At 61.5% G+C, this 25204-nt stretch carries 25 protein-coding genes; 10 read left to right on the forward strand and 15 right to left on the reverse strand.

The window, feature by feature from the left end; translation table 11 throughout:
- Nucleotides 1-106: 106 nt before the first annotated feature.
- Together ABSE61_RS00355 and ABSE61_RS00360 are read left to right on the forward strand one after the other, a co-directional pair.
- On the forward strand, nt 107-919 hold the full coding sequence (locus tag ABSE61_RS00355) for a tetratricopeptide repeat protein (RefSeq protein WP_423869063.1): 813 nt from the start codon (nt 107-109) through the stop codon (nt 917-919).
- Nucleotides 920-925: 6 nt separating this feature from the next.
- The gene (locus ABSE61_RS00360; protein ID WP_423869064.1) at nt 926-1441 is read left to right on the forward strand and encodes a GrpB family protein; all 516 of its coding nucleotides are present in this window, start codon (nt 926-928) and stop codon (nt 1439-1441) included.
- A 19-nt stretch (nt 1442-1460) separates the two neighbouring features.
- On the opposite strand, the gene ABSE61_RS00365 is transcribed toward ABSE61_RS00360, so the two are convergent.
- The 9 genes from ABSE61_RS00365 to ABSE61_RS00405 form a co-directional block, all read right to left on the reverse strand.
- Complete coding sequence (locus ABSE61_RS00365; protein ID WP_423869065.1) at nt 1461-2168, reverse strand: hypothetical protein; 708 nt, start codon at nt 2166-2168, stop codon at nt 1461-1463.
- 369 nt (nt 2169-2537) lie between these two features.
- Entirely contained in the window at nt 2538-4331 is a 1794-nt protein-coding gene (locus tag ABSE61_RS00370) for an ABC transporter substrate-binding protein (RefSeq protein ID WP_423869066.1), read from the reverse strand.
- A 76-nt stretch (nt 4332-4407) separates the two neighbouring features.
- Entirely contained in the window at nt 4408-4734 is a 327-nt protein-coding gene (locus ABSE61_RS00375; protein WP_423869067.1) for a DUF2160 domain-containing protein, read from the reverse strand.
- Between the two features lie 66 nt (nt 4735-4800).
- Nucleotides 4801-5607, reverse strand: a complete 807-nt coding sequence (locus ABSE61_RS00380; RefSeq protein WP_423869068.1) for a carbohydrate ABC transporter permease — start codon at nt 5605-5607, stop codon at nt 4801-4803.
- Nucleotides 5607-6509 carry a carbohydrate ABC transporter permease gene (locus ABSE61_RS00385; RefSeq protein WP_423869069.1) on the reverse strand — a complete coding sequence of 301 codons (903 nt, stop codon included), beginning with the start codon at nt 6507-6509 and terminating at the stop codon, nt 5607-5609. Before ABSE61_RS00385 ends, ABSE61_RS00380 begins: the two co-directional genes overlap by 1 nt.
- The gene (locus ABSE61_RS00390; RefSeq protein ID WP_423869070.1) at nt 6509-7594 is read right to left on the reverse strand and encodes an ABC transporter ATP-binding protein; all 1086 of its coding nucleotides are present in this window, start codon (nt 7592-7594) and stop codon (nt 6509-6511) included. The genes ABSE61_RS00385 and ABSE61_RS00390 overlap by 1 nt, the downstream gene beginning before the upstream one ends.
- An 8-nt stretch (nt 7595-7602) precedes the next feature.
- Nucleotides 7603-8742: an ABC transporter ATP-binding protein gene (locus ABSE61_RS00395; protein ID WP_423869071.1), complete on the reverse strand. Its 1140-nt coding sequence runs from the start codon at nt 8740-8742 to the stop codon at nt 7603-7605.
- The gene (glpD, locus tag ABSE61_RS00400; RefSeq protein WP_423869072.1) at nt 8739-10283 is read right to left on the reverse strand and encodes a glycerol-3-phosphate dehydrogenase; all 1545 of its coding nucleotides are present in this window, start codon (nt 10281-10283) and stop codon (nt 8739-8741) included. The genes ABSE61_RS00395 and glpD overlap by 4 nt, the downstream gene beginning before the upstream one ends.
- A 115-nt stretch (nt 10284-10398) precedes the next feature.
- Nucleotides 10399-11226 (reverse strand): DeoR/GlpR family DNA-binding transcription regulator, encoded by an 828-nt coding sequence (locus ABSE61_RS00405; RefSeq protein WP_423869073.1) that lies wholly within the window; start codon nt 11224-11226, stop codon nt 10399-10401.
- A 260-nt stretch (nt 11227-11486) separates the two neighbouring features.
- On the opposite strand from ABSE61_RS00405, the gene ABSE61_RS00410 reads away from it, so the two are divergent.
- Nucleotides 11487-13097: a thiamine pyrophosphate-binding protein gene (locus ABSE61_RS00410; protein WP_423869074.1), complete on the forward strand. Its 1611-nt coding sequence runs from the start codon at nt 11487-11489 to the stop codon at nt 13095-13097.
- A 125-nt stretch (nt 13098-13222) separates the two neighbouring features.
- Here ABSE61_RS00410 and ABSE61_RS00415 read toward each other — a convergent pair whose 3' ends face one another.
- The 6 genes from ABSE61_RS00415 to ABSE61_RS00440 form a co-directional block, all read right to left on the reverse strand.
- Nucleotides 13223-14017: an HpcH/HpaI aldolase family protein gene (locus tag ABSE61_RS00415; RefSeq protein ID WP_423869075.1), complete on the reverse strand. Its 795-nt coding sequence runs from the start codon at nt 14015-14017 to the stop codon at nt 13223-13225.
- 33 nt (nt 14018-14050) lie between these two features.
- Nucleotides 14051-14983 carry a hydroxyacid dehydrogenase gene (locus ABSE61_RS00420; protein ID WP_423869076.1) on the reverse strand — a complete coding sequence of 311 codons (933 nt, stop codon included), beginning with the start codon at nt 14981-14983 and terminating at the stop codon, nt 14051-14053.
- 41 nt (nt 14984-15024) lie between these two features.
- On the reverse strand, nt 15025-16053 hold the full coding sequence (locus ABSE61_RS00425) for an ABC transporter substrate-binding protein (protein WP_423869077.1): 1029 nt from the start codon (nt 16051-16053) through the stop codon (nt 15025-15027).
- A gap of 29 nt (nt 16054-16082) precedes the next feature.
- The gene (locus ABSE61_RS00430; protein WP_423869078.1) at nt 16083-16949 is read right to left on the reverse strand and encodes an ABC transporter permease; all 867 of its coding nucleotides are present in this window, start codon (nt 16947-16949) and stop codon (nt 16083-16085) included.
- Complete coding sequence (locus tag ABSE61_RS00435; RefSeq protein WP_423869352.1) at nt 16933-17769, reverse strand: ABC transporter ATP-binding protein; 837 nt, start codon at nt 17767-17769, stop codon at nt 16933-16935. The genes ABSE61_RS00430 and ABSE61_RS00435 overlap by 17 nt, the downstream gene beginning before the upstream one ends.
- 144 nt (nt 17770-17913) lie before the next feature.
- Nucleotides 17914-18807: a LysR family transcriptional regulator gene (locus tag ABSE61_RS00440; protein ID WP_423869079.1), complete on the reverse strand. Its 894-nt coding sequence runs from the start codon at nt 18805-18807 to the stop codon at nt 17914-17916.
- Nucleotides 18808-18947: 140 nt separating this feature from the next.
- On the opposite strand from ABSE61_RS00440, the gene ABSE61_RS00445 reads away from it, so the two are divergent.
- From ABSE61_RS00445 to ABSE61_RS00475, 7 genes are read left to right on the forward strand one after another with little or no spacing between them, the layout of a single operon-like run.
- Nucleotides 18948-20300 carry an acyclic terpene utilization AtuA family protein gene (locus tag ABSE61_RS00445; protein WP_423869080.1) on the forward strand — a complete coding sequence of 451 codons (1353 nt, stop codon included), beginning with the start codon at nt 18948-18950 and terminating at the stop codon, nt 20298-20300.
- Nucleotides 20297-20614: an AtuA-related protein gene (locus ABSE61_RS00450; protein WP_423869081.1), complete on the forward strand. Its 318-nt coding sequence runs from the start codon at nt 20297-20299 to the stop codon at nt 20612-20614. The genes ABSE61_RS00445 and ABSE61_RS00450 overlap by 4 nt, the downstream gene beginning before the upstream one ends.
- Before the next feature lie 22 nt (nt 20615-20636).
- Nucleotides 20637-21437 carry an HpcH/HpaI aldolase family protein gene (locus tag ABSE61_RS00455; RefSeq protein ID WP_423869082.1) on the forward strand — a complete coding sequence of 267 codons (801 nt, stop codon included), beginning with the start codon at nt 20637-20639 and terminating at the stop codon, nt 21435-21437.
- Complete coding sequence (locus ABSE61_RS00460) at nt 21434-22438, forward strand: ABC transporter substrate-binding protein (RefSeq protein ID WP_423869083.1); 1005 nt, start codon at nt 21434-21436, stop codon at nt 22436-22438. Before ABSE61_RS00455 ends, ABSE61_RS00460 begins: the two co-directional genes overlap by 4 nt.
- 33 nt (nt 22439-22471) lie before the next feature.
- A complete protein-coding gene (locus ABSE61_RS00465; RefSeq protein ID WP_423869084.1) occupies nt 22472-23581 on the forward strand; it encodes an Ldh family oxidoreductase in 1110 nt (369 codons plus the stop codon).
- A gap of 9 nt (nt 23582-23590) precedes the next feature.
- Nucleotides 23591-24289, forward strand: a complete 699-nt coding sequence (locus ABSE61_RS00470; protein WP_423869085.1) for a maleate cis-trans isomerase family protein — start codon at nt 23591-23593, stop codon at nt 24287-24289.
- A 7-nt stretch (nt 24290-24296) separates the two neighbouring features.
- Complete coding sequence (locus ABSE61_RS00475; protein ID WP_423869086.1) at nt 24297-25187, forward strand: amidohydrolase family protein; 891 nt, start codon at nt 24297-24299, stop codon at nt 25185-25187.
- Nucleotides 25188-25204: the final 17 nt, after the last annotated feature.

Below are 25204 nucleotides of genomic sequence, written 5' to 3' on the forward strand. Positions count from 1 at the left end.
AGCTCTGTCTTCCTTATTTGCCGATGCGGGCCGATCGCTTTCTCCGGTGATTTATTGGGCCGAAGGCCGCTTCGCAATGGCTTGTCTTTTGTTCTAATCTGTCCGTATGGCCCAGTCTTCCGAAGACATCGTTCGCCGCGCAACCGCAGCCTTCAATGCGGGCCGGCGCGACGAGGCGAGGGTACTCTGCGAACAAGGCCTGATCCGCTCACCGGGCGAGTCGATGCTGAGCCATCTGCTGGCAGCCGTGCTGTTTGCCTCAGGCGAGACCGAGGCGGCGCGCGGATACGTCGAAACCAGCCTCGTCCAGCGGCCCGACAATGCGTCTGCGCGACTCCTGGCGGCGCGCCTTGCGAGGGCGGCCGGAGATTTCGACCGCGCGCTGTCGCATCTGGATCAGGCAATCGCGCTTGCGCCGCAACGCGAGGCGTTTGCCGAAAAAGCGCGCACGCTCGATCAGGCCGGCCTTCGGCCGCAAGCGCGACAAGCCTGGAATGCGATCCTTGACGCCGTTCCGGGTCACGTCGAAGCGGCTGCAAGATTGGGCCGGCTCGCATGGGAGGATGGCGAGATCGCGCTTGCGGCAAAACTCCTGGAACGCGCCACGCAAACGGAAGTGCCGGCGTCGGTCTGGTTCGATCTCGGCCTTGTCAGGCAGGATTTGCGCGATGATGCGGGTGCGGCTATCGCCTATCGCAAGGCGATCGATCTCAAACCCGATCATGCAGAAGCAACCTTCAATCTTGGCGTCGTGCTTCAGGAAGCAGGCGATCTCGATGAGGCCATGCGCGCTTACACACAAGCCTATCGCTTGCGGCCTTCGAGCTTCGGCCAAATCGCGATGGCGCTGACTTCGGCATCGCATGGCGGCCTGTGGCTCAGCGGGGCTTCACTTCGCCGCGTACTCGATGAAGAATGAGCTCACATGGATGAAATCGAGATCGTCGATTATGATCCCCGATGGGCTTTCTTGTTCAACGAAGAGGCCGCGCGCTTACGGGCCGCCCTTGATCCATCGCTGATCGTGGGGCTGGAGCATTTCGGAAGTACTGCGATTCCTGGCCTGGCTGCCAAGCCCATCATAGATATCCTGATCGCGGTCCGGTCGTTGGCTGCTGCGCGGGCCACGTTCGTCGAAGCGCTTCAAAAACTCGACTACATCTACTGGGCCGACAATCTAAAGAAGGACCGAATGTTTTTCGTCAAAGGCATGCCGCCCTTTGGTTCAAAACGTTCCCATCAGGTGCATATCACCGAGCCAACTGGTGAGCTGTGGCACCGATTGGCATTTAGGGATTATTTGCGCGCTCACCCCGACGAATCCGCAACTTACGAGCGGTTCAAAAAGCGGCTTGCTGTTGAATACCAGACAGATCGCGAGGCTTATACCGACGCTAAATCTGTCTATGTCGAAAGCGTGATGCGGAAGGTGAGCAAGTAGAGATGTTGTCGGCCGGCAATCACGCTCGTCCGCGCCGCGCGCGAAAATGCTTCCTGTAGACGTTGGGGCTTTCGAGAACCAGCGCGAGGGTCTTCTCATATGCCTGCTGGTGCGGCTCATCGAAGCTTGCAAATTCCAGTTCGAGTGCCGTGCGCGGCACCGCAAAGACCTGCGCCACCGGCGTGCCTTTCGGCAGCACGCCGGAAAAATTCGGCTCGGTCCAGATTGCCGGAAAATTGATGCCGCCGTCGTGGAAGAGGTCGGCGTCCACCAGGCCCGTGATCAGACGAAACGGAAGATCGTCGCGGTTGACCGGATGGGTTGCAAACAACGACCATCCGCGTTCGAGTTCGATGGTCCAGAAGCTGTTGAACTTGATCGCGGCCTGTTCGCCCCGCGCAAACGGCGCGCCAACGAACTGCGAGGGCACATGAAAGCTCAAAGGCGCGCGCGGGTGGCCAGATGTCTTGGGCTCCGGAATATCCCAGGCCCACGAAAACGAACCTCGCTCGACGCTGACGTCGCAGGGCAGCGGAATCAAGACGCCGTAGGCCATGGCATCGACAAAGGGTGGGCATTGTTTGACGGTGCGGATGTCACGGCCGTGGACGTCCGAATGCGCCTTGGCCGGCATCGCGCGCAACCAGTCCGGCAGGCCGCCGCGTGCTGAAGCCGGTCGCGGCAGATGATCAGCCAATGCCGGATCGCAGCGAAAGATCATGCGCATGTGTCTACTCCGAAGTCGCAGTTTCTCCCTCTCCCCGTTCTTCACGGGGAGAGGGTTGGGGTGGGGGGCTCTTCCACGAGTTGGACTCGCGGAGATTCCCCCTCACCCGGCGCTTTGCGCCGACCTCTTCCCGCAAGCGGGGCGAGATGATCCGAACCTGTCGCGCGCCTTGAAGTCAACCGCTCAAACGAAAAAGGGCCGGGATTGCTCCCGGCCCTTGGTTGTTGGCATTCCCCCACGCTGCGCAGCGCGGCGCCTTTTGCGGCGCGGTGCGCTGCTGATCCGGGGCCTACTCTTCGGCGACGTTCAGGTCCAGGCTCCGCGATGCGCCACAAGCGCGCCGCATCGCGTCCGGGACACGCCTGCGCCTCAGTTCAGCGACGCCCGCTTCGGCGGCGAGGCCGGCCACGACTTGATCAGCGTGTCGTAGTCGACGGTTTCGCCCTTCGGCTTCTCGTTCGCCAGCTTGCGCTGGGGCGCGATGTTGCCGTCCTTGGCGGATTTCGCGAACCAGTATTCCGCGCTCTCCTTCTTGTTCAGCTTGGGTCCGCAGGCGCCCTGGACGCCGGACTTCTCAAGACGCTCCATCACCGAGTCCTGAGCTGCTGCGAGCGAATCCATCGCGGCTTGCGGCGTCTTCGCACCGGACGACGCATCGCCGATGTTCTGCCACCACAATTGCGCAAGCTTCGGATAATCCGGCACGTTGTTGCCGGTCGGGGTCCACTGCACACGCGCCGGCGAGCGGTAGAACTCGATCAGGCCGCCGAGTTTCGGCGCACGTTCGGTGAACGACTTGTCCCAGATATCGGACTCACGGATGAAGGTGAGGCCGACATGGCTCTTCTTCAAGGACACCGTCTTGGAGACGATGAACTGTTGGTAGAGCCAGGCTGCCTTGCGGCGATCGATCGGAGTCGACTTCAACAGCGTCACCGAGCCGACGTCCTGATAGCCGAGCTTCATTCCTTCCTTCCAGTACGAGCCGTGCGGCGAGGGCGCCATACGCCACTTCGGCGTGCCGTCCGCGTTCATCACGGCAAGACCCGGCTTCACCATGTCGGCGGTGAAGGCGGTGTACCAGAATATCTGCTGCGCGATATTGCCTTGCGCCGGCACCGGTCCCGATTCGGAGAAGGTCATGCCTTGCGCCTGCGGCGGGGCATATTTTTTCATCCAGTCGAGATATTTGACGATCGAGTAGACCGCTGCCGGACCATTGACGTCGCCGCCGCGCTCGACCGACGAGCCTACGGGGCGGCAGCCTTCCATGCGGATGCCCCATTCGTCGACGGGAAGTCCGTTGGGAATGCCACGGTCACCATTGCCGGCCATCGAGAGCCACGCATCGGTGAATCGCCAGCCGAGCGAGGGATCCTTCTTGCCGTAATCCATGTGGCCGTAGATGCGGACGCCGTTGATTTCCTTGATGTCGTTGGTGAAGAACTCGGCGATGTCCTCGTATGCCGACCAGTTCACGGGAACGCCGAGGTCGTAGCCATATTTGGCTTTGAACTTGGCCTTGTAGTCCGGATTGGAGAACCAGTCGTAGCGGAACCAATAGAGGTTCGCGAATTGCTGGTCCGGCAACTGGTAGAGATGGCCGTTCGGCGCGGTCGTGAACGACTTGCCGATGAAGTCATTGACGTCGAGGCCGGGGTTGGTGACGTCCTTACCTTCGCCCGCCATCCATTCCGTCAGGTCGACAGCCTGACCGTAGCGGAAATGCGTTCCGATGAAGTCGGAATCGTTGATCCAGGCATCGTAGACGTTCTTGCCGGATTGCATTTGGGTCTGGATCTTTTCAACGACGTCACCTTCCTGGATGATGTCGTGCCTGACCTTGATGCCGGTAATTTCCTCGAACGCTTTCGCCAGCGTCTTGGATTCATATTCGTGCACGGTCAGCGTTTCGGAGACCGCGTTGATCTCCATCCCCTTGTAGGGTGCAGCGGCCTTGATGAACCACTGCATCTCCTTCATCTGGTCGTCTTTGGATAGCGTCGACGGTTGAAATTCGCTGTCGATCCACTTCTTGGCGGCAGCTTCGTCCGCGAAAGCCGGTGAGTTGATCGCGGCCGACGCCGCCATCAGCGCCACCGCGCTTGTCATCATCAGGATGCGTGTCCTTGCAGGACTCTTCCTTGTCTCCACGTGTCGCATGATGCTTCCTCCGTTGCAGCAACTGACAATTAATTCAGGTCCAGGTTGATCCCGGATCTGCTCTTTTTCGCTTCCTTCAGACGGTGCGGAAGATCGCAGCCGCTGAAACAAACGAAATTGCGGTGGCGAACCATAGGCTCGACAATTCGATTCCTTCTCCGACCGGCAGCGTCGCAACTGTGTCGGTGCCGACAAAGCCGATCCAGGCGAGATGAATGACCGCGGCCATGATCAGCGAAATGAACAGGCGATCGCCGCGCGTGGTCGGAATCCGAAGGATTCCGACCCGTTCGGCTTCGGGATAGGCGATGGCCAACCAGGTCATGACGGCGAGCGTCATTGCCAGCAGCACAAAAAAGATCGCGGTTGGCAGCGTCCAGGCCATCCATGCGAGGCTTTCCATGGCTCTACTCCTTGCGCATGATCTGGTCCGAAAACTGCTTCACACTTTTCGGGATCATGAGCTCTCCTACACCCTGCCGAGCGCAAAACCGCGCGCGATATAGTTGCGGACAAACCAGATCACGAGCGCGCCGGGAATAATGGTCAAGACGCCGGCGGCGGCCAGCAGGCCCCAATCCATGCCGGCGGCCGAGACGGTCCGGGTCATCACGGCCGAGATCGGCTTGGCGTCTACTGAGGTCAGCGTCCGCGCCAGCAACAACTCGACCCATGAGAACATGAAGCAGAAGAAGGCCGCGACGCCGATGCCGCTCGCGATCAGCGGCATCAGGATCTTGATGAAGAAGCGCGGGAACGAATAGCCGTCGAGGAACGCGGTCTCGTCGATCTCGCGCGGCACGCCGGAGACGAATCCTTCCAGGATCCACACCGCGAGCGGGACATTGAAGATGCAATGCGCCAGGGCCACCGCCCACGGCGTATCGAACAGGCCGATCGCGGAATAGAGATTGAAGAACGGCAGCGCGTAGACCGCGGCCGGCGCCATCCGGTTCGACAACAGCCAGAAGAACAGGTGCTTGTCGCCGAGAAAACGATAGCGCGAGAACGCGTAGGCCGCGGGTAACGCGACCGAGATCGAGATCACGGTGTTGATGACGACATATTTTAGCGAGTTGATATAGCCGGAATACCAGCTCTCGTCGGTGAAGATGCGGACGTAATTGGCGAGCGTCGGATCGTGCGGCCACAGGTTCATGGTCGAGACGATCTCGACATTGGTCTTCAGGCTCATATTGACCAGCCAGTAGATCGGCAGCAGCAGAAACACCAAAAACAGCGACAGGATCAGGCGGCGGCCGGGGATCGAATGCATCACACCGCCTCCTTAGCCGGGCGGCGTTCGGCGCCGGCGTTGGTCATCACGGTGTAGAACACCCAGCAAACGATGATGATGATCAGGTTGTAGACCAGCGAAAGCGCCGCCGCCTTGCCGAGGTCGAACTGCCCAAGCGCGATCTTGACCAGTTCGATCGATATGAACGTGGTCGAATTGCCCGGTCCGCCGCCGGTGACGACGAACGGCTCGGTATAGATCATGAAGCTGTCCATGAAGCGCAGCAGAACCGCGATCAGCAGCACGCGTTTCATCTTCGGCAGTTGAATCGCGGTAAACACCGCCCAGCGCGATGCGCCGTCGATCTGGGCGGCCTGGTAATAGGCTTCCGGAATCGACTTCAGCCCGGCGTAGCACAACAGCGCCACGAGGCTGGTCCAGTGCCAGACGTCCATCACGATGACGGTGGCCCAGGCATCGAATTCGTTGGAGACGTAATTATAGTTGATCCCGATGTGGTTCAGCGTATAGCCGAGCAGGCCGATATCCGGGCGGCCGAAGATCTGCCAGATCGTTCCGACCACATTCCAGGGAATCAGAAGCGGTAATGCCAGGGTCACGAGGCAGGCGGCCACGCTCCAGCCTTGCCGCGGCATCGACAGCGCGACCACGATGCCGAGCGGCACTTCGATCGCCAGGATCACAAAAGAGAAGAACAGGTTCCGCCAGAGCGAGGCGAAAAATCTTTCGCCGAGGTCGCTTGAGGGATCGAGCAATTCCTTGAACCAGCCGACACCGTTCCAGAAGAACTGGTTGTTGCCGAAGGTGTCCTGCATCGAATAGTTCACCACCGTCATCAACGGCAGGATCGCGGAGAACGCGACCACCAGAAACACCGGTGCTACCAAAAGCCAGGCTTTCTGGTTGACGGTCTTGTCCATCAAGCCTCACCCTCGACCAGGAGACTGTCGGCATAAATGTGCACGCGAGATGGATCGAACACCAAGCCAGCGCTGTTACCAGGAACCGAAAATCCAGGCGGCACTTTCGCGGAGAATCTGGTGTCGCCAACCCGGACATGGGCAAAGCGAACGCGGCCGAGATCGTCGATGCGCTCGATATTGGCGGCCAGGAGGTCGGGAGCAGGGGCGACGACCTGGACAAATTCCGGCCGCACGCCGATTTCGATCTTGGCGCCCGCCGGCAAGCGGTCGTAGCTGCGTTCGAGCGCAATGGTGTGGCCGTCGATCCGCGCCTGCCGTCCCTTGACCTCGGCGGGCACGATGTTCATGCCGGGCGAGCCGATGAAATAGCCGACAAACGTATGGGCCGGTCGGTCGAACAGGTCGGCCGGCGTTCCGCTCTGCACCACCCGGCCATCATGCATCACGACGACCGTATCGGCGAACGTCAGCGCCTCGGTCTGGTCGTGGGTCACATAGATCATGGTCAGATCGAGGTCGCGGTGCAGCGCCTTCAGTTTCGACCGCAATTGCCATTTCAGTTCGGGGTCGATTACCGTCAGCGGCTCGTCGAACAAAACAGCAGCAACATCGGAGCGCACGAGGCCGCGGCCGAGCGAGATTTTCTGTTTGGCGTCGGCGGTGAGACGCAGCGCTTTACGCGATAGATACGGCGTGAGGTCCATGAGCGCCGCGATTTCCTTCACCCGCGCATCAATCGCAGCTTTCGGCATGCCGCGATTTTTCAGCGGAAACGCGAGATTTTGCCCGACCGTCATGGTGTCGTAGATCACGGGGAATTGGAACACCTGCGCGATGTTGCGCTCCCGCGTGGACTGCGTCGTGATGTCGACGCCGTCGAACAGGATCTTGCCGCGCGACGGTGTGACGATGCCGGAGATCAGGTTCAACAGCGTGGTCTTGCCGCAGCCGGACGGTCCGAGCAGCGCATAGGCGCCGCCGCGCCGCCATGTCATCGTCACCGGCTTCAGCGCGAAGGTTTCTCCGGGCGCATCGTTGCCGCCGTAGGAATGCGCGAGGTCGACGAGGTCAATGCGCGCCATGCTTCACCTCACGTATTTCTCGTTGACGCGTTTTCTTCACGCGAACCGCCGGGCACTTCGCTTGAAAACGCTACGGCACTCGGCGATGCGACGAGACGGCCCGCCGCATCGAACACAAAGACATTGTCCGGATCGAGCACGGCATCGAGCACATGTCCGGGCTGGTATTCGTGCACGCCCGGCAGCACGGCGACCCAGTTGGAGGCATCGCGATTGAGATGCACGAAACTTTCCGAGCCGGTGATTTCCGTCACGGTCACGGTGGCATGAAACGCGTGGCGGCCGGGGATGCCGTTGGCAATCTCCAATTGATGGGCGCGGAAGCCGACCCGGTAGGCGCCATCGGCAAGGCCGGCGTAAAGTCCACCCGCGGGCGCCGCGATGCCGCCGGCATATTGCACGGAGCCGTTTTTCTTTTCGATACCGACGATGTTCAGCGGCGGATCGGAAAACACTTGCGCAACGCGCAACGTGTCGGGGCGGCGATAGACCAGCGGTGTCTCGCCGGCCTGCAGCGCCTCGCCCTCCCACATGCAAATGGTGCGTCCGCCGAGCAACAAGGCTTCTGACGGTTCGGTCGTTGCATAGACAAAGATTGCGCCGGATGCCTCAAAGATACGCGGCAACTCGGTGCGAAGTTCCTCGCGCAGCTTGTAATCGAGATTGGCGAGCGGCTCATCGAGCAGTACCAGGTCGGCGCCCTTGACCAGCGCGCGGGCGATTGCGGTGCGTTGTTGCTGACCGCCGGAAAGTTGCAGCGGCGTGCGGTCGAGATATGGCTCGAGCTTAAGAAGCCGCGCGGCCTCTCGCACCCGCGTTTCGATTTCGTTCTTGGGCTTGCCCTGCACCCGCAACGGAGAAGCGATATTCTCGTAGACCGTGAACGAGGGGTAATTGATGAATTGCTGATAGACCATCGCGACCGAACGCTGCCGCACGTCGGCGCCGGTCACGTCCTTGCCATCGACAAGGACCCGGCCCGAGGTTGGTTTGTCGAGACCGGCGAGTAATCGCATGATCGAGGTCTTGCCGGACAGCGTCGGCCCCAACAGAACGCTCAAGGTGCCGCGCTCGAGCTTGAGCGTGACGTCGCGAATGGCGGCGACGCCATCGACCGACCGCGAGACACTGACAAGTTCAACGCTCATGGTTGCCCTCCCGCTCCGGTCATGAGAGTCTTCGAGGAGATTTGCTGGGCGGCAATCCAGAGATCGAGGGCTGCGATCTCTTCCGGCGTCAGACGCAGGCCGAGCTTGGATCGCCGCCAGACGATGTCTTCGGCGGTGCAGGCCCATTCCTCCGAAATCAAGTATTTGACTTCGGCCTCGGTCAAGCTCGCGCCGAATGCTTTGCCAAGTTCGGCAAGCGTCTTCGCGGTACCCAATTGCTTGACGGCGCGCGTGCCATAGGCGTGCGCGAGCCGGTTGGCATGAGGCGCGCTGAGAAACGGATAGTCGCGCATCAGTTCCGCTGACAGGGCCGGGATGGCCGAGACGTCCATATCGCCGCCGGGTAGCGGCGCCTTGCCCGTCCAGCCTTCGCGCGCCTCGTCGCCTTTCAGATAGGGAGCGAGTTTTCCCAGCGCTTCTTCGGCCAGACGCCGATGGGTTGTGATCTTGCCGCCATAGATCGACAGCAGCGGCGCGCCGCCGGGCAGATCGAGCTCGAACACATACTCACGCGTCGCGGCCTTGGCTTCGCTGGCGCCGTCATCATAGAGCGGGCGAACGCCGGCATAGTCCCACACCACGTCGGCAGGCTTGACCGGCTTTGCCAGATATTCGCTGACGGAGGCGCAGAGATATTCGATCTCTTCGGTGGTCGCCTTCACCTTGGACGGATCGCCGTGATAATCGCGATCGGTGGTGCCGATCAGCGTGAAGTCGTCCTGATAGGGAATCACGAAAACGATGCGGCCGTCGCTGTTCTGGAACATGTAGGCGCGGTCGTGATCGTAGAGTTTACGCACCACGATGTGGGAGCCCTGCACCAGCCGCACCTTGGCCCGCGCATTGACGCTCGATCCCGCCGCCAGCACCTGCTCGACCCATGGCCCGCCGGCATTGACGAGGACGCGCGCGCGAACCGTCGAGCGTTCGCCGCTCAAGGTATTTTCGAGGGTGACTTCCCAGATGCCGTCGACCTGGCGGATTTCGACCGCGCGGGTGCGGGTGCGAATCTCCGCGCCGCGGTTGGCGGCATCGCGCGCCGTGAGCGCCACCAGCCGCGCATCGTCGACGAAGCAGTCGGAATATTCGAAGCCTTTGGTGTAGCGGTTCGGAACCAGCGGATTTCCGACTTCGTCACGGGAAAGATCGACCGATCGCGTCGGCGGCAGCCGATGCCGGCCGCCGATGTGGTCATAGAGAAAGAGGCCGAGCCGCAGCAGCCAGGCCGGGCGAAGCCCGTCGTGATGGGGCAGTACGAACCGAAGCGGGCGGATGATGTGCGGCGCGATTCCCCAGAGGATCTCTCGCTCGATCAGCGCCTCGCGGACCAGCCGGAACTCATAATATTCGAGATAGCGCAGGCCGCCGTGCACGAGCTTGGTCGACCAGGACGACGTCCCACTCGCCAAGTCGTTCATTTCACAAAGAAAAACCGAATTGCCCCGTCCGACAGCGTCGCGCGCGATTCCGCAGCCGTTGACGCCGCCTCCGATGATCAAGAGGTCGAAAATCCGATCCAAGCGCTTCCCCGGCTCGCCTGTTGAGATTGGCGATTTTACTTTCGTTTTCGATTAAATCACAACTAAATGCGAAAGCAACACGGATGGTCCGTTTTCCAGCTTTGTTCTCGTGAAATCAGCGCACCGACGTCGCGGCCGGGGGAAGCTCGGTGTCGGGCTCGTCGGCTTCGAGCGATCCCGGCAACGCCTCGATCACCTGGATGTCGCGCGCCCGGCAAATCTCGGCGACCCGCGCCGGCAGCGCCACGTCGGTGATAAAGGTGTTGATCTGGCTGATATCGGCGATGCGAACCGGCGCGCTGCGACGGAATTTCGTGGAGTCCGCGACCAGCATCACGCTTCGCGCGTTGGAGATGATGGCCTGCGCCGCCTGCACTTCGCGATAATCGAAATCGAGCAGCGCGCCGTCCTCGTCGATCGCGGACGCACCGATGATGGCATAGTCGACCTTGAACTGTTCGATCAGGCTGGTCGCAGTCGAGCCGATCACGGCGCCGTCGGCACGGCGCACGGCGCCGCCCGCCACGATCACCTCAATGCGCGGATAGCGATACAGCAGCATCGCGACATTGAGGTTGTTGGTGATAACCAGCAGATCTTCATGCGAGGTCAGCGCGCTCGCCACCTCTTCGGTGGTGGTGCCGATATTGATGAACAGCGAACAGCCGTTGGGGATCAGGCTTGCTGCCGCCGCACCGATCGCCTTCTTCTCCTCGGCGGCGACGAAGCGGCGCGCCTCATAAGCGAGGTTTTCGACGCCGGAGGCGATGATGGCGCCGCCGTGAATGCGCGTCAGCACGTGGTGATCGCAGAGATCGTTGAGATCTTTCCGGATGGTCTGCGCCGAAACCTCGAAGCGCCGCGCAAGATCCTCCACCATCACGCGGCCCTGGCCGCGTGCGATGTTCAAGATCTCGGTCTGACGATTTGAAAGATCGGTCAACCCTGCACCCGGCAACCAGTAAGAGCAACGAGAACGCGTCCATGGTGCGGCGGTTCGTGCGGCCGGTCAACGGTGGTGATCAACTCTTGCCCGGATGAAGCGGGTCCATGAGAGAACGAAATCGGCGGGAAAGAGCGTATTAGTATAGTAATGGATGACAGCGATATAGCTATTGGCGTCGCTGCTGCCCGCAGTTGGAAACCCCGGAGAGTTCTGCCATGGTGGCGGCAACAGAAGAAAATATTCGGGAGACGTTTGCCATGACCACCACTGTCGAAGTGCTCGCCGCGGCGTTCAGGGACGCCGGCACGCCCTTCATTGTCGGCCACCCCGGCGGTGAATCGGTGGAACTGATGGAAGCGGCACGCCAGCGACAGATGCGGTTTCTCCTCATGAAGCAGGAAGTCGCCGGCGCGATGCTGGCTGCGACCTGGGGCGATCTCACCGGCAGTCCCGGAATATGCCTTTCCACCCGCGGCCCCGGTGCGGCCAACATGGTCAACGGCGTGGCGCACGCCTTCCTCGATCGCTCGCCGCTGATCGCGATCACCGACACGTATTCGCGCTCGACCTTCGAGACCGGTTTGCGCCAGCGCATCAACCAGCAGGCGATCTACGAACCGATCGTGAAGTGGAGCACCGTCGTCGACGCCAAGACCGTGCGCCAGCAGGTGCGGCGTGCCATGCGCACGGCGACCGCGACGCCGCCGGGCCCGGTGCATTTCGAGTTTCCCCAGAGCGAGACCACGCGCGAAGCCGGCGACTATGTTTCCGAGCCACCGCTGATGCCGAACTGGATTACGTCTCGTCCCGACCGCGTTGACTTGAAGCCGGCGCTCGACATGCTGAACAGTGCCAAGCGGCCGATCCTGATCGCCGGCATGGGCGTCTACTGGTGCGGCGCATCGGCGGAGTTCGTCAAATTCGCCGAACGGCTGGGCGCGCCGGTGCTCACCACCACCAAGTGCAAGGGCATGATCCCTGAAGATCATCCGTTGCGTGCCGGCTGCATCATCGGCGGCTTGATCGAGCGTAAGCTGGTGACGGAATCCGACCTCATCATCACCATCGGCCTCGATGCGGTCGAGCTGCAACCCAAGCCCTGGCCCTATACGCTGCCGGTGCTGTCGCTGGCCTCGGTCCCGAGCACGGATGCGCTGGTGCCGGCCGATCCGGAAATCATCGGCGACCTCAAGGCGCTGCTCGCGGGGTTGGCGGAATGGGCGCCCGAAGGCACCAACTGGGGCGAGAAGTCCGCCAGGACGTTCCGTAGCGAAGTGCGTGATGCCCTCAACACGCCAGCCACAGGTCTGTCGCCACAACGAACCATGGAAGTCGCGCGCGCGATCCTGCCGCGCGATACGATTGCGACCTGCGATGCCGGCGCCAGCCGGTTGCTGGTGGTGCAGAAATGGGAATCCTACGGTCCGCGCGAATTCCTCACCTCCAACGGTCTGGCCTCGATGGGCTATGCGGTGCCCGGCGCGCTCGCCGCGCGCATGGCCTTTCCGGACCGGCCGGTGGTGGCGTTCACCGGTGACGGCGGTTTCCTGATGACGGTTGCGGAATTGCAGACTGCGCAGATCGAGAACCTGCCGATCATCGTGATCGTGTTCGACGACCGCGAGATCGGGCTCATTCGCGTCAAGCAGGAGATCAAGGGTATTCCACGCAACGGCGTCGCGCTCGGCGGTGTCGATTGGGAAAAGCTGGCGCAGTCGTTCGGCGCCGACGGCGTGACGGTTGAAACCGAACAGGCCTTCAGCAACGCGCTCTCCAGCGCGCTGAAGACCAAAAAGACCACTGTCATCGGCGTGCGGATCGACGCGTCCGGCTATGTCGCGCAGTTCAACGCGCTGCGGGAGCTGTAAAACTGGTCATTCCGGGATGGTCTCAACGGGTCGCGCGAATGCGCGCCCGATGACAGGCTCCGGACCACACCCGGAATCTCGAGATTCCGGGTTCGCTTCGCGCCCCGGAATGACGGCATCGGCCGTCACTTGAGGCCGTCGCGAATCTTCGTGGTCCATGCGGAGGCAGCGGCCGACAGGAAGCCGATATCCGACTGCGTCGTGATGAACCGACAACCCTTCTGGATCAGCTCGAGTTGACGCGCCGGATCGCGATTTCCGCCGCAGCCGGCAAAGATGCCGTTGTTGCGACAGGCGGCGATCACCCGCTCTTGCGCGGCGACCAGTGCCGGGTCGTCGAATTTTCCAGGCTTGCCCATATTGGCCAGCAGATCGTTGCTGCCGACATGCAGGACGTCGACGCCCTTCACTGCGGCGATGGCTTCGACGTTGTTCAAGCCCTCGACTGTCTCGATCATGCATACCAGCAGGCAATTGTCGTTGAGCTGCGGCACACAAGTAGCCAGCGGCATCGAACGATAATCGAAATGCGGATAGCCGCCGCTGACCGAGCGCTTGCCAACGGGTGCGAACTTGCAGGCATCGACCGCGCGTTGTGCCTCTTGGGCCGTGTTGATATCGGGATAGACGATTCCCATCGCGCCGTTATCCAATAGCAGCGATACGTCGGGATCGTTGATGCCGCGTACGCGCACCAAGGGCGCAATCCCGCACGACATCGCCGTGCTGGTGATGTGGCCGATGGTCTCGAGATTGAACAGCGAATGCTGGCAGTCGATAAAAAGAAAGTCGTGCCCCGTGGATTTGGCGATGCGGGCAATGTCGCCGGAGCGTGAAAGCCGCACCGGCATGCCGAGCGCGACATCGCCCGCTTGCAGGCGTTGCTTGATCGGATGGGCTAATTCGTTCGCAGCCGCCATGACGCTTCCCTCAGGCCAGTTCTAAGCCGCTTCTCAAGCGACTTGGCCGAGCGGCTGACCGCCCGCCAGTGCTTCAAGTAGCTGCGAGGCTGCCAGCATGGAACTGCGCGCCTGGGTTTCGATCGTACCGGCGGCCGCGTGTGGCGTTCCTACAAACGTTGGCAGCGACATCAGCGGATGGTCCGAGGTCGGCGGCTCGACCTCGAACACATCGAAACCGGCGCCGAATAATTTTCCGGATGAGATCGCCTGATAGAGTGCAGCTTCATTGACAATGCCGCCGCGCGAAGTGTTCACCACGATCGCGCTCGGCTTCATCAGCGCCAGCCTGGTGGCGTCGATCATGTTGCGGCTTTCGGGAGTCAGCGGCAAATGCAGCGACAGGATATCGACCTGCGGCAGCATTTCTTCGAGCGAAACGGCCCGCTTGTGCGGCAGCTCAGACCAGCGGTTCGCCGGAACGTAAGGATCATAGCCAATGATTTTGGCGTCGAACGCACCGCGCCATTTGCGCGCAACTAGAGTCCCGATATTGCCCATGCCGACAATGCCGACCGTCTTCTGCCAGGACTCGTAGCCCAGGAAATTCGCGCGCTGAACCTTGCCGTCGGCTCTCGTCATCCGGTCGAATTCGGTCACGCGCCGCACCACGCTGAGCCCCAGCGACAACGCCATTTCCGCAACTGCCTCGCTGTTAACGCCTGGCGTTCTGCACACCGCAATTCCGTGGGCCTTTGCGGCCTCCAGGTCGATGTTGTCGAGCCCGACGCCTTGCTTGGAGATGACGCGCAGCTTTTTGGCGCGCGCCATGTCTTCGGCAGCAACCTTCTTGCCGCGAACCATCAGTCCATCGGCGTCTTCGTGCCAATTCTTGGCTCTCGGGTCGTCCCACCGGATGACTTCCGCCTGCTTTTCGGCCAATTCGACGCCGCTGAGGTGAAATGCATCAAGCACATATATCTTCATTTATCGTCTCCTAGGCGCTCAGTATTGTGCGGGATCCGTCTTCAGCTACCCGCGAGTTCATGGCATTCGGGCATGTACAGGTCCTTCCACGATGAAGGCTGTCGTTTCATGGTGCCGACCTTATGCATGAAGCCGGCAAAGGTCATGGTTTGTTGCGGCGTGGTGGTCCAGATGTTGTCGGGATCGGAAATGAACCTGGTCATTTCTTCCTGATTGCTGCGCTTCTCGCTGGTGGTCTTGATGTAGATCTGCGCGGCGTCGCCCGGGTTCTTGTTGATGAATTCGTGCGCCTCGGACAGCGCGGCATTGACGGCCTGCGTCACCTTCGGATTGGCGTCGCGGAATTTCTTGCTCATGAGCATCACGCCATTGGTGGCGGGACCGCCCAGCGTATCATAGGATTTCAGCACGTTGTGCACGCCTGCGGTTGCGAGTTCGTAATAGTAATAAGGCGCGACCGAATAGTGGGTGTCGATTTCGGTTTTCGCCATGATCGAGAGCGCTGCGTCCGGGTGCGAGCGTGTGATCGTGTAGGCATCCAGCTTGGCGTATTGGTCGTCGCCCCATTCTTTCGCAGCCGCCATTTGCAGGCAGATCGCCTGGCTCGATACTTTGATGGCCGGAACCGCGATCTTGTCCTGATTTGTAAAGTCCTTGATCGTCTTGATCTCGGGCTTGTTGGTCACCAGCATGAACGGCATCGATTGCACCGCCGACAGCGCGCGGACTTCGTTCGGTGTGCCGGCGGTTTTGTCCCACAGCGTGGCGAGGCTCGGCACGCCCGTGACGCCGAAATCCATTTGCCGGCTCAACAGCGCATCGATCAGCGACTGCGTGCCCCCTAAGCTTTTATATTCCGGCTTGATCGTGGCAATGCCGAGCTGACCCGCGTGTTTTTGCACAAGGGCAAGCGCATCCATCACCATCAGCGGCAGATAGGGCAGCCCTGTCTGGCTGATAATCACAATGCTCGATACTTCGTCCGCGAAAGACGATCGCATCAGCATCGGCGACGCCAAGGCAATGGGCGCGGCGGCGAGCGCCTTGCAGAAGCTGCGCCGGTGCAACATGAGAGTTTTCTGACTTCGCGGGGCCGTCATTACGTCTGCATGCCCCAGCGCTGAACGGTCCGGGCTTCGATCAGGCGAAACACCCCGTTCTCGACCGCGAGTCCAATGAGGATGATGGTGAGCAAGCCGGCGAAAACCTCGGGAATATCGAGCTGGTTCTTGCTCTCGAAGATGTACCAGCCAAGCCCGCCCTGACCGGACGAGACGCCGAACACGAGTTCGGCCGCGATCAGCGTGCGCCAGGCAAAGGCCCAGCCGATCTTGAGGCCGGCCAGAATGCTCGGAAACGCCGCCGGAATCAGAATCAGGCAAACGAAACGCAAACCTCTTAGATTGTAGTTGCGGCCGACCATGCGCGCGGTCGTCGATACGCCACGGAAACCGGCGAGCATGTTGAGCGAAACCGCCCACGTCACCGAATGAACCAGCACGAAGATCAAGCTGCCATTGCCGAGGCCGAACCAGATCAGCGCCAGCGGCAACAGCGCAATCGCCGGCAAGGGGTTGAACATCGCGGTCATGGTATCGAGGAAGTCGGTGCCGATCTTGGTACTGATGGCGAACACCGTCAAAAAGCCGGCGAGGACCGTGCCGATGGCAAAGCCGACCAGCAGCACTTCGATCGAGCTTAAAGCGCGGCTTGGGATGATGCCGTTGGCGACGTCGGTAATCAGCGCGTGGACCGCGGCGCTGAACGGCGGCACCAGCAGCGGATTGTCCAGCCATCGGCCGTAGATTTCCCAGGCCAGCGCCAATACGACGAGGATCATGACCTTGCGCAGCCAGGCCTTGTTATAGATCTGCTCGGCAAGCGTCAGCGGCTTCTCGATGATGCCGAACTGATCGGGTCCCAGCGTTTCGCAGTAGATATTCGGACGGTCAGTCGCCTGAAGCATTGGGAGCCTTCTTGATCTGGTCGGCGAACAGCATCTCGTGAATTTCGCGCCCGAGAGCGGCGGCTTCGTTGGAATTTTCCTCGCCGCGCGGCACGCTGTTGATCTCGGCCTTGACCTGGCCCGGATGCGGCGACAGCAACAGAATGCGGTTGCCGAGCTTGATCGCCTCGGGAATCGAGTGCGTCACGAACAGCACGGTGAAGCGGGTTTCGTCCCACAGCGATAACAACTCGTCCTGCATGCGCGATCGCGTCAGTGCGTCGAGCGCCGCGAACGGTTCGTCCATCAGCAGAATATCCGGCTCCATCGCCATGCCGCGTGCGATCGCGACGCGTTGTTTCATGCCGCCGGACAGGGTGTGCGGATAGCTATGGGCAAAATCGGCGAGCTTGACCTTTTCGAGATATTGCATGGCGCGATCGGTCGCCTGCTTGCCGCGCAATGCTCCGGTGGTCTTGAGCGGAAAGGTGACGTTCTCAAGTACCGTCTTCCACGGCAGCAACTGGTCGAACTCCTGGAACACCATCATCCGGTCTGGACCGGGGCTGGTGACCGGCTTACCCTTCAAGGTGATCTCGCCTTCGGTCGGGCTTAAGTAACCACCGACCGCCTTGAGCAGGGTGGACTTGCCGCAACCGGACGGACCAACCACGACAAAGCGATCGCCTTGCAGCACGCTGAAGCTGACGCGGTAGGTTGCGGTGATCAGGTGGGCTTGCGTCTTGTAGCGCATGGTCACGCCACGGACGTCGAGCAGCGGCCGGCCGGCCTCGCTGTCAGGCACGGCGCGGCCACGCGGCGCTGATAGCGCCGGCTTCATTCTTGCCGTGTCCGGGGCCGTCTTTGGCGCGAGTGCTGGTCCACCCGTCATCCGCTATCCTCCCGAGGACTTCTTTTTATTGAGACTTCGCTACACTAGGTCATAACTGTCCAATAACAATTTGGCCGGTTTCCATAACCCTGTCTATTGGCTTGGCTCGGCGGCGATCACCCGGCCGAGATGACCGACGAATTCGTTCATGATTTTCGATTGTGGCGCCGTCTTGTGCCGGATCAGCAGGGTTTTGACGTCGATGCGCGGCTTCAGCGGCCGCGTCACGACGCCCGGCAGGCCCATCGACGCCACCAGCAAGGGTTCCACCAGTGCGACACCGGCGCCGTGGCGCGCCAGCATGATACCGGTCAGCGACAGGCTCACCTGCGCGACAATATTGGGCACGATCCCGGCGGCGCTCAGCGCGCGGTCGACATAGATGCGCGACAGCGCCTGCGGCAGGTAGGTGATGATCGAATAGGGTTCCAGATCAGGCACCGCGACTTCCTTGCGGCGGGCGAGCGGATGGCCCGCCGCCATCACGCAGGCGATGCCGGTGCGCATCAGCACTTTGGTTTCGACTTCCGAACTGACGACCGGCTCATAAGCGATCCCCAGTTCGACCTCGCGATGGACCACCCGGTCGAGCACCTGCGGCGAGGTCAGCGATTGAAGCGCGACACGCACATTGGGCCGCTCGACGACGAAGGTCGCCACCGCCTTGGCCAGATAGCCATTGGCAATCGGGAAGGCGGCTGCAACCGACAGCGTTCCGAGGCGGCCGCCGACCAGGTCTTGCGTCAGGGCGTTGACCGCGTCGACCCGGCCGAAAATCGCGTCGATTTCCGGAAAGATCGCTTTCGCTTCGGCCGTCGGCTGCAACCGGCCGGATACACGCGCGAACAGCTTCATCTTGAGCTGGCCTTCGCAGTGCTTGAGGATGGCACTGACCGCCGGCTGCGTGACGTTGAGCGCGCGCGCAGCCCCAGTGACCGATCCGGTCCGCATAATGGCGTGGAACACCTCCATATGCCGCAAGTTCATGGTGTGCGAAGGCTTTTACCGTTGACCTCATCGGACATAAGCAGAGCTTATGGACTATGCCAAGGTCCTGATTGGACGCGGTTGACCTCTGGCGCCCAAACTCGCTTTCAAAATAGAAAATAACACGAGGAAACGCCCCCATGAGCTCGAAGGACACGGTGCGTGTCGGCTCCGGCGCGGGAACATCTGACGACCGGATGCTGCCCGCACTGGAACTGGCCGAACGGGGCGATATCGATTACCTCGTCTTCGAATGTCTCGCCGAACGAACCGTGTCGCGGGAAAACCTGTCGCGCAGCAAGGATCCCGAGCAGGGCTATGCGCCGTCTCTGCACGCACGCCTGCGGATGGTGCTGCCGGCCTGCATCGAGAAGAAAATCCGCATCGTCAGCAACATGGGCGCGGCCAATCCGGTCGGTGGCGCCCGCGCGGCACGGAAGGAAGCCGTCGACCTCGGTCTCGGCGATGTTGCGGTCGCGGTTGTGCTCGGCGACGACGTCTCGAGCCTGGTCAAGCACAAGGGCGACTTGCGCCTGATCGAAAACGGTGAACCGCTGGAATCGATCGTCCCTAAGATGATTTCTGCCAATGCTTATCTCGGCGCCGACGTGGTGTGCGAAGCGCTCAACACCGGCGCGCCGATCGTGCTGTCTGGTCGCGTCGCCGATCCGTCCTTGTTCCTGGCGCCGATGATGCACGAGTTCGGCTGGGCCTATGACGATCTGCCCAAGATCGCGCAAGGCACCGCGGCCGGTCACCTGCTGGAATGCACGGCGTCCGTGACCGGCGGCTGCTTCGGCTGGCCCGGCAAAAAGGACGTGCCGGATTTGGCCCGCAACGGCTTTCCGTTTGCGGATGTGAAGGCCGATGGATCGATCGTGATCAGCAAGACGCCCGGTTCCGGCGGCCGGCTCGATGTCATGACCTGCACCGAGCAACTGATCTACGAAATCCACGATCCGACCGCCTACATCACGCCGGATTGTGTGCTCGACATCTCCACCATTGCGCTGACGCAGGAAGCTTCCGACCGCGTGCGCGTCACCAATGCCACGGCGCGGCCGGCGACGCCGACCTATAAGGTCAATGTCGGCTATGCCGACGGCTATATCGGCGAGGGCGAGGTGTCCTATGGCGGCATCGATGCGGTCGCGCGTGCCAAATGGGCCGCCGAGATTGTCAAGGAGCGGCTCAAACTCCAGGGCTTCACCTACGACGACTTCCGCGTCGACCTGATCGGCATGTCGAGCCTGCACGATAACCTGGAGAGTCGGCCCGAGCCCTACGAAGTGCGCTTGCGGATGGCTGGCCGCACCCATAACCGCAAGGCGGCGCATGCGATCGGTTTTGAGGTTCGCGCCCTGCACATGCACGGACCGGGCGGGGCAGGCGGTGCCTGCGAGCCGCGGGTGCGCGACGTCCTCGCGGTCAAATCCGTGCTGCTGCCCAAGAGCATGGTCAACCCGCAGGTGGTCGTGGAGGGCACGCTATGAGCGTTCGCGTCTATGACCTTGCCCATTCGCGTGCCGGCGACAAGGGCAATACGTCCAATATCTCGGTGATCTGCTACGACGCCAAACACTGGGAATTCCTCGAGCGCGAGCTGACCGTCGAACGCGTCGCGGACGCGTTTGCCCGTATCGCCAAGGGGCCGATCCGGCGCTATCCCCTGCGCAATCTCAAGGCGTTCAATTTCGTGATCGAGAATGCGCTGGCCGGTGGTGTCACGATTTCGCTGGCGCAGGACATTCACGGCAAGAGCTACAGCAATGTGATGCTGGCGATCACGTTGCCGGATCCGAAGTGACGGCATTCAAGGAGTTGATCGGGTGAAGGCGAGCGAGGTCGTCCGCAACATCGTCAAGGAGAAACTGGCGCGTGACGAGGTCGTTGCGTCCATCACCGTTCGCCTCGTGCGCGGGGTCGAGATCGTGCGCCTCGCCGCCACTGCCGGTTTCGACATGATCTATATCGATCTCGAACATTCGACGCTGACGCTGGAGGCCACGGGGCAGATCTGTCAGGCGGCGCTGCATGTCGGTGTTGCGCCGATGGTCCGACTGCCTGCCAATACGCCGGAATATATCCAGCGGGTGCTCGATGCCGGCGCGCTCGGCGTCATCGCGCCCGGCGTTCGATCCGCTGCGGAAGCGCGTGCAGTGGTGAAAGCGGCGAAATTCGCCCCGCTCGGCGAGCGCGGTGCCGGCGGTGCGTTGCCGCATCTGGAGTATCGTCCGTTTCCGACCGCTGAAGCCAATGCCGCCATCAACGACGCCACCATGGTCATCGTGCAGTTCGAATGTGCCGAGGCCGTGGACAAAGCTGACGAGATCGCCGCTGTCGAGGGCGTCGACATGGTGCTGGTCGGTGTCAATGATCTGCTGGCTGATCTCGGGCTCGCCGGCCAGCATGAGCATCCCAAGGTGCGCGAGGCCTATGCGCGGACCATCGAAGCCTGCCGCAAGCACGGCAAGCATGTCGGCGTCGGCGGTCTCTCGACCAAGCCGAAACTGGCGGCCGAATTCATCGCCATGGGCGCGCGGATGATTTCGACCGGAACCGACATCCAGTTCCTCTTTGCCGCCATGAATGAGAAGGCAAAACAAGTCCGCGAGATTTCCGCGACATGAGGACCTTGCTCAAAATTGTCGGCGTTGCGCTCGCAGGGTTACTCGTTGCCGGTAGCGTTCAGGCTGAAGTTGCGAAGGTGCGGGTGTCGCGGCAATTCGGTCTGCCGTATTTGCCGATGATCGTCATTGAAGCCCAGCGTCTCCTGGAGAAGAACGCCAAGGCATCAGGAATCGACGTCGAAGCGGAATGGAGCCAGCGCGCCGGGCCCGCGGCCGATCTCGATGCTTTGCTGGCGGGACAAGCCGATTTCATCGGGCCGGGCATTCCGACGCTGGCGACAGTTTGGGACAAAACGATCGGCACGCCGCAGGAAGTGCGCGCACTGATCGCGATGCAGTCGATGCCTTACGTGTTGGTGACGCGCAATCCTGCCATCAAGACCATCGCGGACTTCACCGACAAGGACAAGATCGCACTGCCGGCGGTCAAGCTGACCGGCCACGCTATCGCGCTGGAAATGGAGTCAGCCAAGATCTGGGGGCCGGAGCATTACAACAAGCTCGATTCCATCACCATCACGCGCTCGCACGCCGATGCCGCGGCCGCGCTGATGTCAAACCAGTCGGAGATCGACGCGCATTTCGCCAGCGCGCCGTTTTATTATTACGAACTCGCGACGCCCGGCATTCATCAGGTGCTCAAGTCGTATGACACGCTCGGCGCCAAGCACACCAACGGCGTGCTTCTGACCAGCAAGAAATTCCACGACGCCAATCCGAAATTATGCGCCGCGATGGTTGCCGCGTTCGAGGAGGCTGATACGTTCATCAAGGCGCATCCGCGCGAGGCCGGGCAGATCTACCTTGATGTGACCAAGGACAAGATCGCGCTCGATGCGCTGGAAAAAATGGTGGCCGATCCGGACGTCGAGTATACCACGACGCCGATCAACGTGATGAAGGTCGTCGACTTCATGCACGAGGTCGGACGTATCAAGAAGAAGCCAGCGTCGTGGAAGGACATGTTCTTCCCCGAGGCCCACGGATTGAATGGTAGTTGAGCAGGCAGTTGAGCGGCAATAAAGCGGATAGCGATGAGATCAAAAGATCAGGCAAATGCCGAAACGATACAGGGCCCGCTTTACGTTGACGAAGAGGCGGCGGAAACGTTTGGCCGCAGGCTTCTCGTCGCGCATGATTTGCCGGAGGAAGACGCGGCGACAGTTGCGCGCTGCCTGGTGAAAGCGGATTTGCGTGGCGTCGATACCCATGGGTTGCAGACGCTGCCGCATTATCTCGATCGCGTGCGGCGCGGGTTGATCAATCCGCGGCCGAATTTGAAAGTGGAGCGCGTCACCCCGATGGTCGGCTCGCTCGACGGCCAGGATGCGTTCGGCTTCGTGGTTGCGACCAAGGCGATGGCGGAGGCGATCGATATGGCGCGCGAGTTCGGCGTCGGCATCGTCTCGGCGCGCCGCAGCACGCATTTCGGGGCGGCCTGCAATTACGCGCTGCAAGCGATGGACGCCGGCTATATCGGTATCGTCTTCACCAATGCCTCCAAGGCGATGCCGCCATGGGGCGGTCGTGTCGGTCTGCTCGGCACCAGCCCGATCGCAGTGGCCGCGCCTGCGGGCAAGGAAACGCCGTTCGATCTTGATATGTCGCCGGCGGTCGCCGCGCGCGGAAAAATCCGGCGTGCGGCGCGGCGCGGCGAGACGATTCCGCTCGGTTATGCGCTCGATGCCAAGGGCCGTCAGACCACCGACCCGAACGTTGCGCTGGATGGCGGTACGGTGCAGCCGATCGGCGGCCCGAAGGGGTCGGCACTGGCGATGCTAATGGACGTGATGGGTGGCGTGATTTCCGGTGCGGCGTTCGGCGGTGACGTGCGCAATCATTTTGAGGAATATGACAAGCCGCAGAACGTCGGTCATTTCATCATGGCGATGAGGCCCGATTTGTTCGTCAGCCGCGACGAATATTTGCAGCGTATGGATACGCTGGCGCAACGCGTGCACGCCAACCCGACCGCGGAGGGTTTCGACGAGGTGATCATGCCCGGTGAACGCGAGCGCCGGCTGGAAGCAAAGCATCGCCGCACCGGGGTTCCGTTCCACGCCAAAGAGGTGGCGGCGCTGCAGGAGGCTGCTGCCAAAGCCAACCTGCCGCCGCTGGCGGTCTCAACCGCGCCATTGAAATAGGTTTCCTTCATGCCCACCCACATCAAGACCTTGATCGTGGTGCCCGAGAACAACTCGACCATGGAGCCGGAGATTTCGGCGCTGTGCCCGGCGCTCGCGCCGCTGGCAGTGGCGCGCGTCAAGCGCCCGCCACGCACGCTGCTGCTCGAGGATTTGCCGGCCTATGCCGGGGCGACCTTGGACGCCGTCGCGCCGTTTACATCTGAGCGTTGGGACCTCCTGATCTACGGCTGCACCGCCGCCGGCTTCCTCGGCGGTCCCGGCAGCAACGCGGTCATGGTCGAGTCCCTGCGCGAGCGCACCGGCGCGCCCGTTGTCTCGACCGCCGGCGCCGTGGTCGACGTGCTGCGCGAAGGCAAAGTCGCTGAGACCGCGGTGGTGACGCCGTATCTCCAGCCGGTCAATGACGGCTTGCGCGCCTATCTCGAGGCGTCCGGCATCCGGGTCGAGACCTTGAACAGTTTTTTCTGCAAGACCACTGCGGAACTCGGCTCCGTCACCGAAGAAGAAGTGCTTGACCTCGCGCGACGGACTGTGACGAAACAAAGCAAGAGTCTTTTCCTCGCCTGCTCGCAATTGCCGACGCTCAACGCGATCGCTCAGTTGCGCCGCGAGCTTGATATCCCCGTCTGGTCGTCGATCCAGGCGACGGCGTGGGCGAGCGCCAGAGCGATGATCAGCAACGGATTTGAAGTGCGGACCACGTGAGACAAGCATGATTGAGACGACCACGCACGATCCCGACGCCGGTTTTGAACCGGCCTTTGCCGCGCCGCCAAACGCCTGCGATGCGCATTTCCATGTATTCGGCCCGGCCGACAAATATTCGTATGGCACCGACATCCGCTACAAGCCGCCTTACGAACCGGTCGAACGCTATCTTAAACTGGCCCGGCGCCTGGGGCTGGTGCGTTATGTGTTCGTCCAGCCGAGCGCCTACGGTTTTGATAATTCCTGCATGCTGGATGCGATGCGCGAACTCGATCCGGCGATCCGCCGCGGCGTCATCGATCTCGATGAGAATCATACGAGCGATCGTGAATTGGGCGAATGGGATGCCACCGGCGTGCGCGGGATCCGCGTCAACATCTCGCCGATCCGAAAACCCGAAGCCGGGCTCGCCGATTCAATGCGGCCACGGATCGCGCGGCTCGCCAAGATCTGCGTCGAACTCGGCTGGCATCTCGACTTCCTCACGCCAGGCTGGCTGGTCAGCGAGTTGATGCCGACGCTGCACGAATTGCCGGTCGAGTTTTCGGTGGCGCATATGGGGCTGTTTCCGTCCGAGGATGGTCCTAACCAATCCGGCTTCCGGGAATTCCTCGATCTGGTCGATGACGGTTCAGCGCGATGTTTTGTCAAGCTCACCGGCATCTATCGCTTGTCCACCGCGCCTGATTTTTCCGACGTGAAGCCGATCGCGCAGGCGCTAATGGCGCGGGCGCCCGGCCAGTTGATCTGGGGCAGCGATTTTCCGCACTTGTCATTTCATGATCGGGTTGGCACCATCCAGCTCTATAATCTCATCAGCGAATGGGCACCCGATCCCGGCTTGCGAAAGCTCATTCTTGCCGATAATCCCGCGCGCTTGTTCGGGTTCGAATAAAGCTCGCGACAAGCCTC

It is taken from the genome of Bradyrhizobium sp. (assembly GCF_049519115.1).
In the GTDB taxonomy this organism is placed as follows: domain Bacteria; phylum Pseudomonadota; class Alphaproteobacteria; order Rhizobiales; family Xanthobacteraceae; genus Bradyrhizobium.

Excerpts from the sequence above, each read along its gene's own strand:
- ABSE61_RS00410 (WP_423869074.1), top strand. The coding sequence starts at position 11,487 with ATGACCACCACTGTCGAAGTGCTCGCCGCGGCGTTCAGGGACGCCGGC.
- ABSE61_RS00440 (WP_423869079.1), bottom strand. The coding sequence starts at position 18,807 with ATGAACTTGCGGCATATGGAGGTGTTCCACGCCATTATGCGGACCGGA.
- ABSE61_RS00360 (WP_423869064.1), top strand. The coding sequence starts at position 926 with ATGGATGAAATCGAGATCGTCGATTATGATCCCCGATGGGCTTTCTTG.
- ABSE61_RS00395 (WP_423869071.1), bottom strand. The coding sequence starts at position 8,742 with ATGAGCGTTGAACTTGTCAGTGTCTCGCGGTCGGTCGATGGCGTCGCC.
- ABSE61_RS00450 (WP_423869081.1), top strand. The coding sequence starts at position 20,297 with ATGAGCGTTCGCGTCTATGACCTTGCCCATTCGCGTGCCGGCGACAAG.
- ABSE61_RS00470 (WP_423869085.1), top strand. The coding sequence starts at position 23,591 with ATGCCCACCCACATCAAGACCTTGATCGTGGTGCCCGAGAACAACTCG.
- ABSE61_RS00445 (WP_423869080.1), top strand. The coding sequence starts at position 18,948 with ATGAGCTCGAAGGACACGGTGCGTGTCGGCTCCGGCGCGGGAACATCT.
- ABSE61_RS00390 (WP_423869070.1), bottom strand. The coding sequence starts at position 7,594 with ATGGCGCGCATTGACCTCGTCGACCTCGCGCATTCCTACGGCGGCAAC.
- ABSE61_RS00430 (WP_423869078.1), bottom strand. The coding sequence starts at position 16,949 with ATGCTTCAGGCGACTGACCGTCCGAATATCTACTGCGAAACGCTGGGA.
- ABSE61_RS00365 (WP_423869065.1), bottom strand. The coding sequence starts at position 2,168 with ATGCGCATGATCTTTCGCTGCGATCCGGCATTGGCTGATCATCTGCCG.
- ABSE61_RS00370 (WP_423869066.1), bottom strand. The coding sequence starts at position 4,331 with ATGCGACACGTGGAGACAAGGAAGAGTCCTGCAAGGACACGCATCCTG.
- ABSE61_RS00375 (WP_423869067.1), bottom strand. The coding sequence starts at position 4,734 with ATGGAAAGCCTCGCATGGATGGCCTGGACGCTGCCAACCGCGATCTTT.
- ABSE61_RS00425 (WP_423869077.1), bottom strand. The coding sequence starts at position 16,053 with ATGTTGCACCGGCGCAGCTTCTGCAAGGCGCTCGCCGCCGCGCCCATT.
- ABSE61_RS00435 (WP_423869352.1), bottom strand. The coding sequence starts at position 17,769 with ATGAAGCCGGCGCTATCAGCGCCGCGTGGCCGCGCCGTGCCTGACAGC.
- ABSE61_RS00415 (WP_423869075.1), bottom strand. The coding sequence starts at position 14,017 with ATGGCGGCTGCGAACGAATTAGCCCATCCGATCAAGCAACGCCTGCAA.
- ABSE61_RS00475 (WP_423869086.1), top strand. The coding sequence starts at position 24,297 with ATGATTGAGACGACCACGCACGATCCCGACGCCGGTTTTGAACCGGCC.
- ABSE61_RS00355 (WP_423869063.1), top strand. The coding sequence starts at position 107 with ATGGCCCAGTCTTCCGAAGACATCGTTCGCCGCGCAACCGCAGCCTTC.
- ABSE61_RS00460 (WP_423869083.1), top strand. The coding sequence starts at position 21,434 with ATGAGGACCTTGCTCAAAATTGTCGGCGTTGCGCTCGCAGGGTTACTC.
- ABSE61_RS00465 (WP_423869084.1), top strand. The coding sequence starts at position 22,472 with ATGAGATCAAAAGATCAGGCAAATGCCGAAACGATACAGGGCCCGCTT.
- ABSE61_RS00420 (WP_423869076.1), bottom strand. The coding sequence starts at position 14,983 with ATGAAGATATATGTGCTTGATGCATTTCACCTCAGCGGCGTCGAATTG.
- ABSE61_RS00380 (WP_423869068.1), bottom strand. The coding sequence starts at position 5,607 with ATGCATTCGATCCCCGGCCGCCGCCTGATCCTGTCGCTGTTTTTGGTG.
- ABSE61_RS00385 (WP_423869069.1), bottom strand. The coding sequence starts at position 6,509 with ATGGACAAGACCGTCAACCAGAAAGCCTGGCTTTTGGTAGCACCGGTG.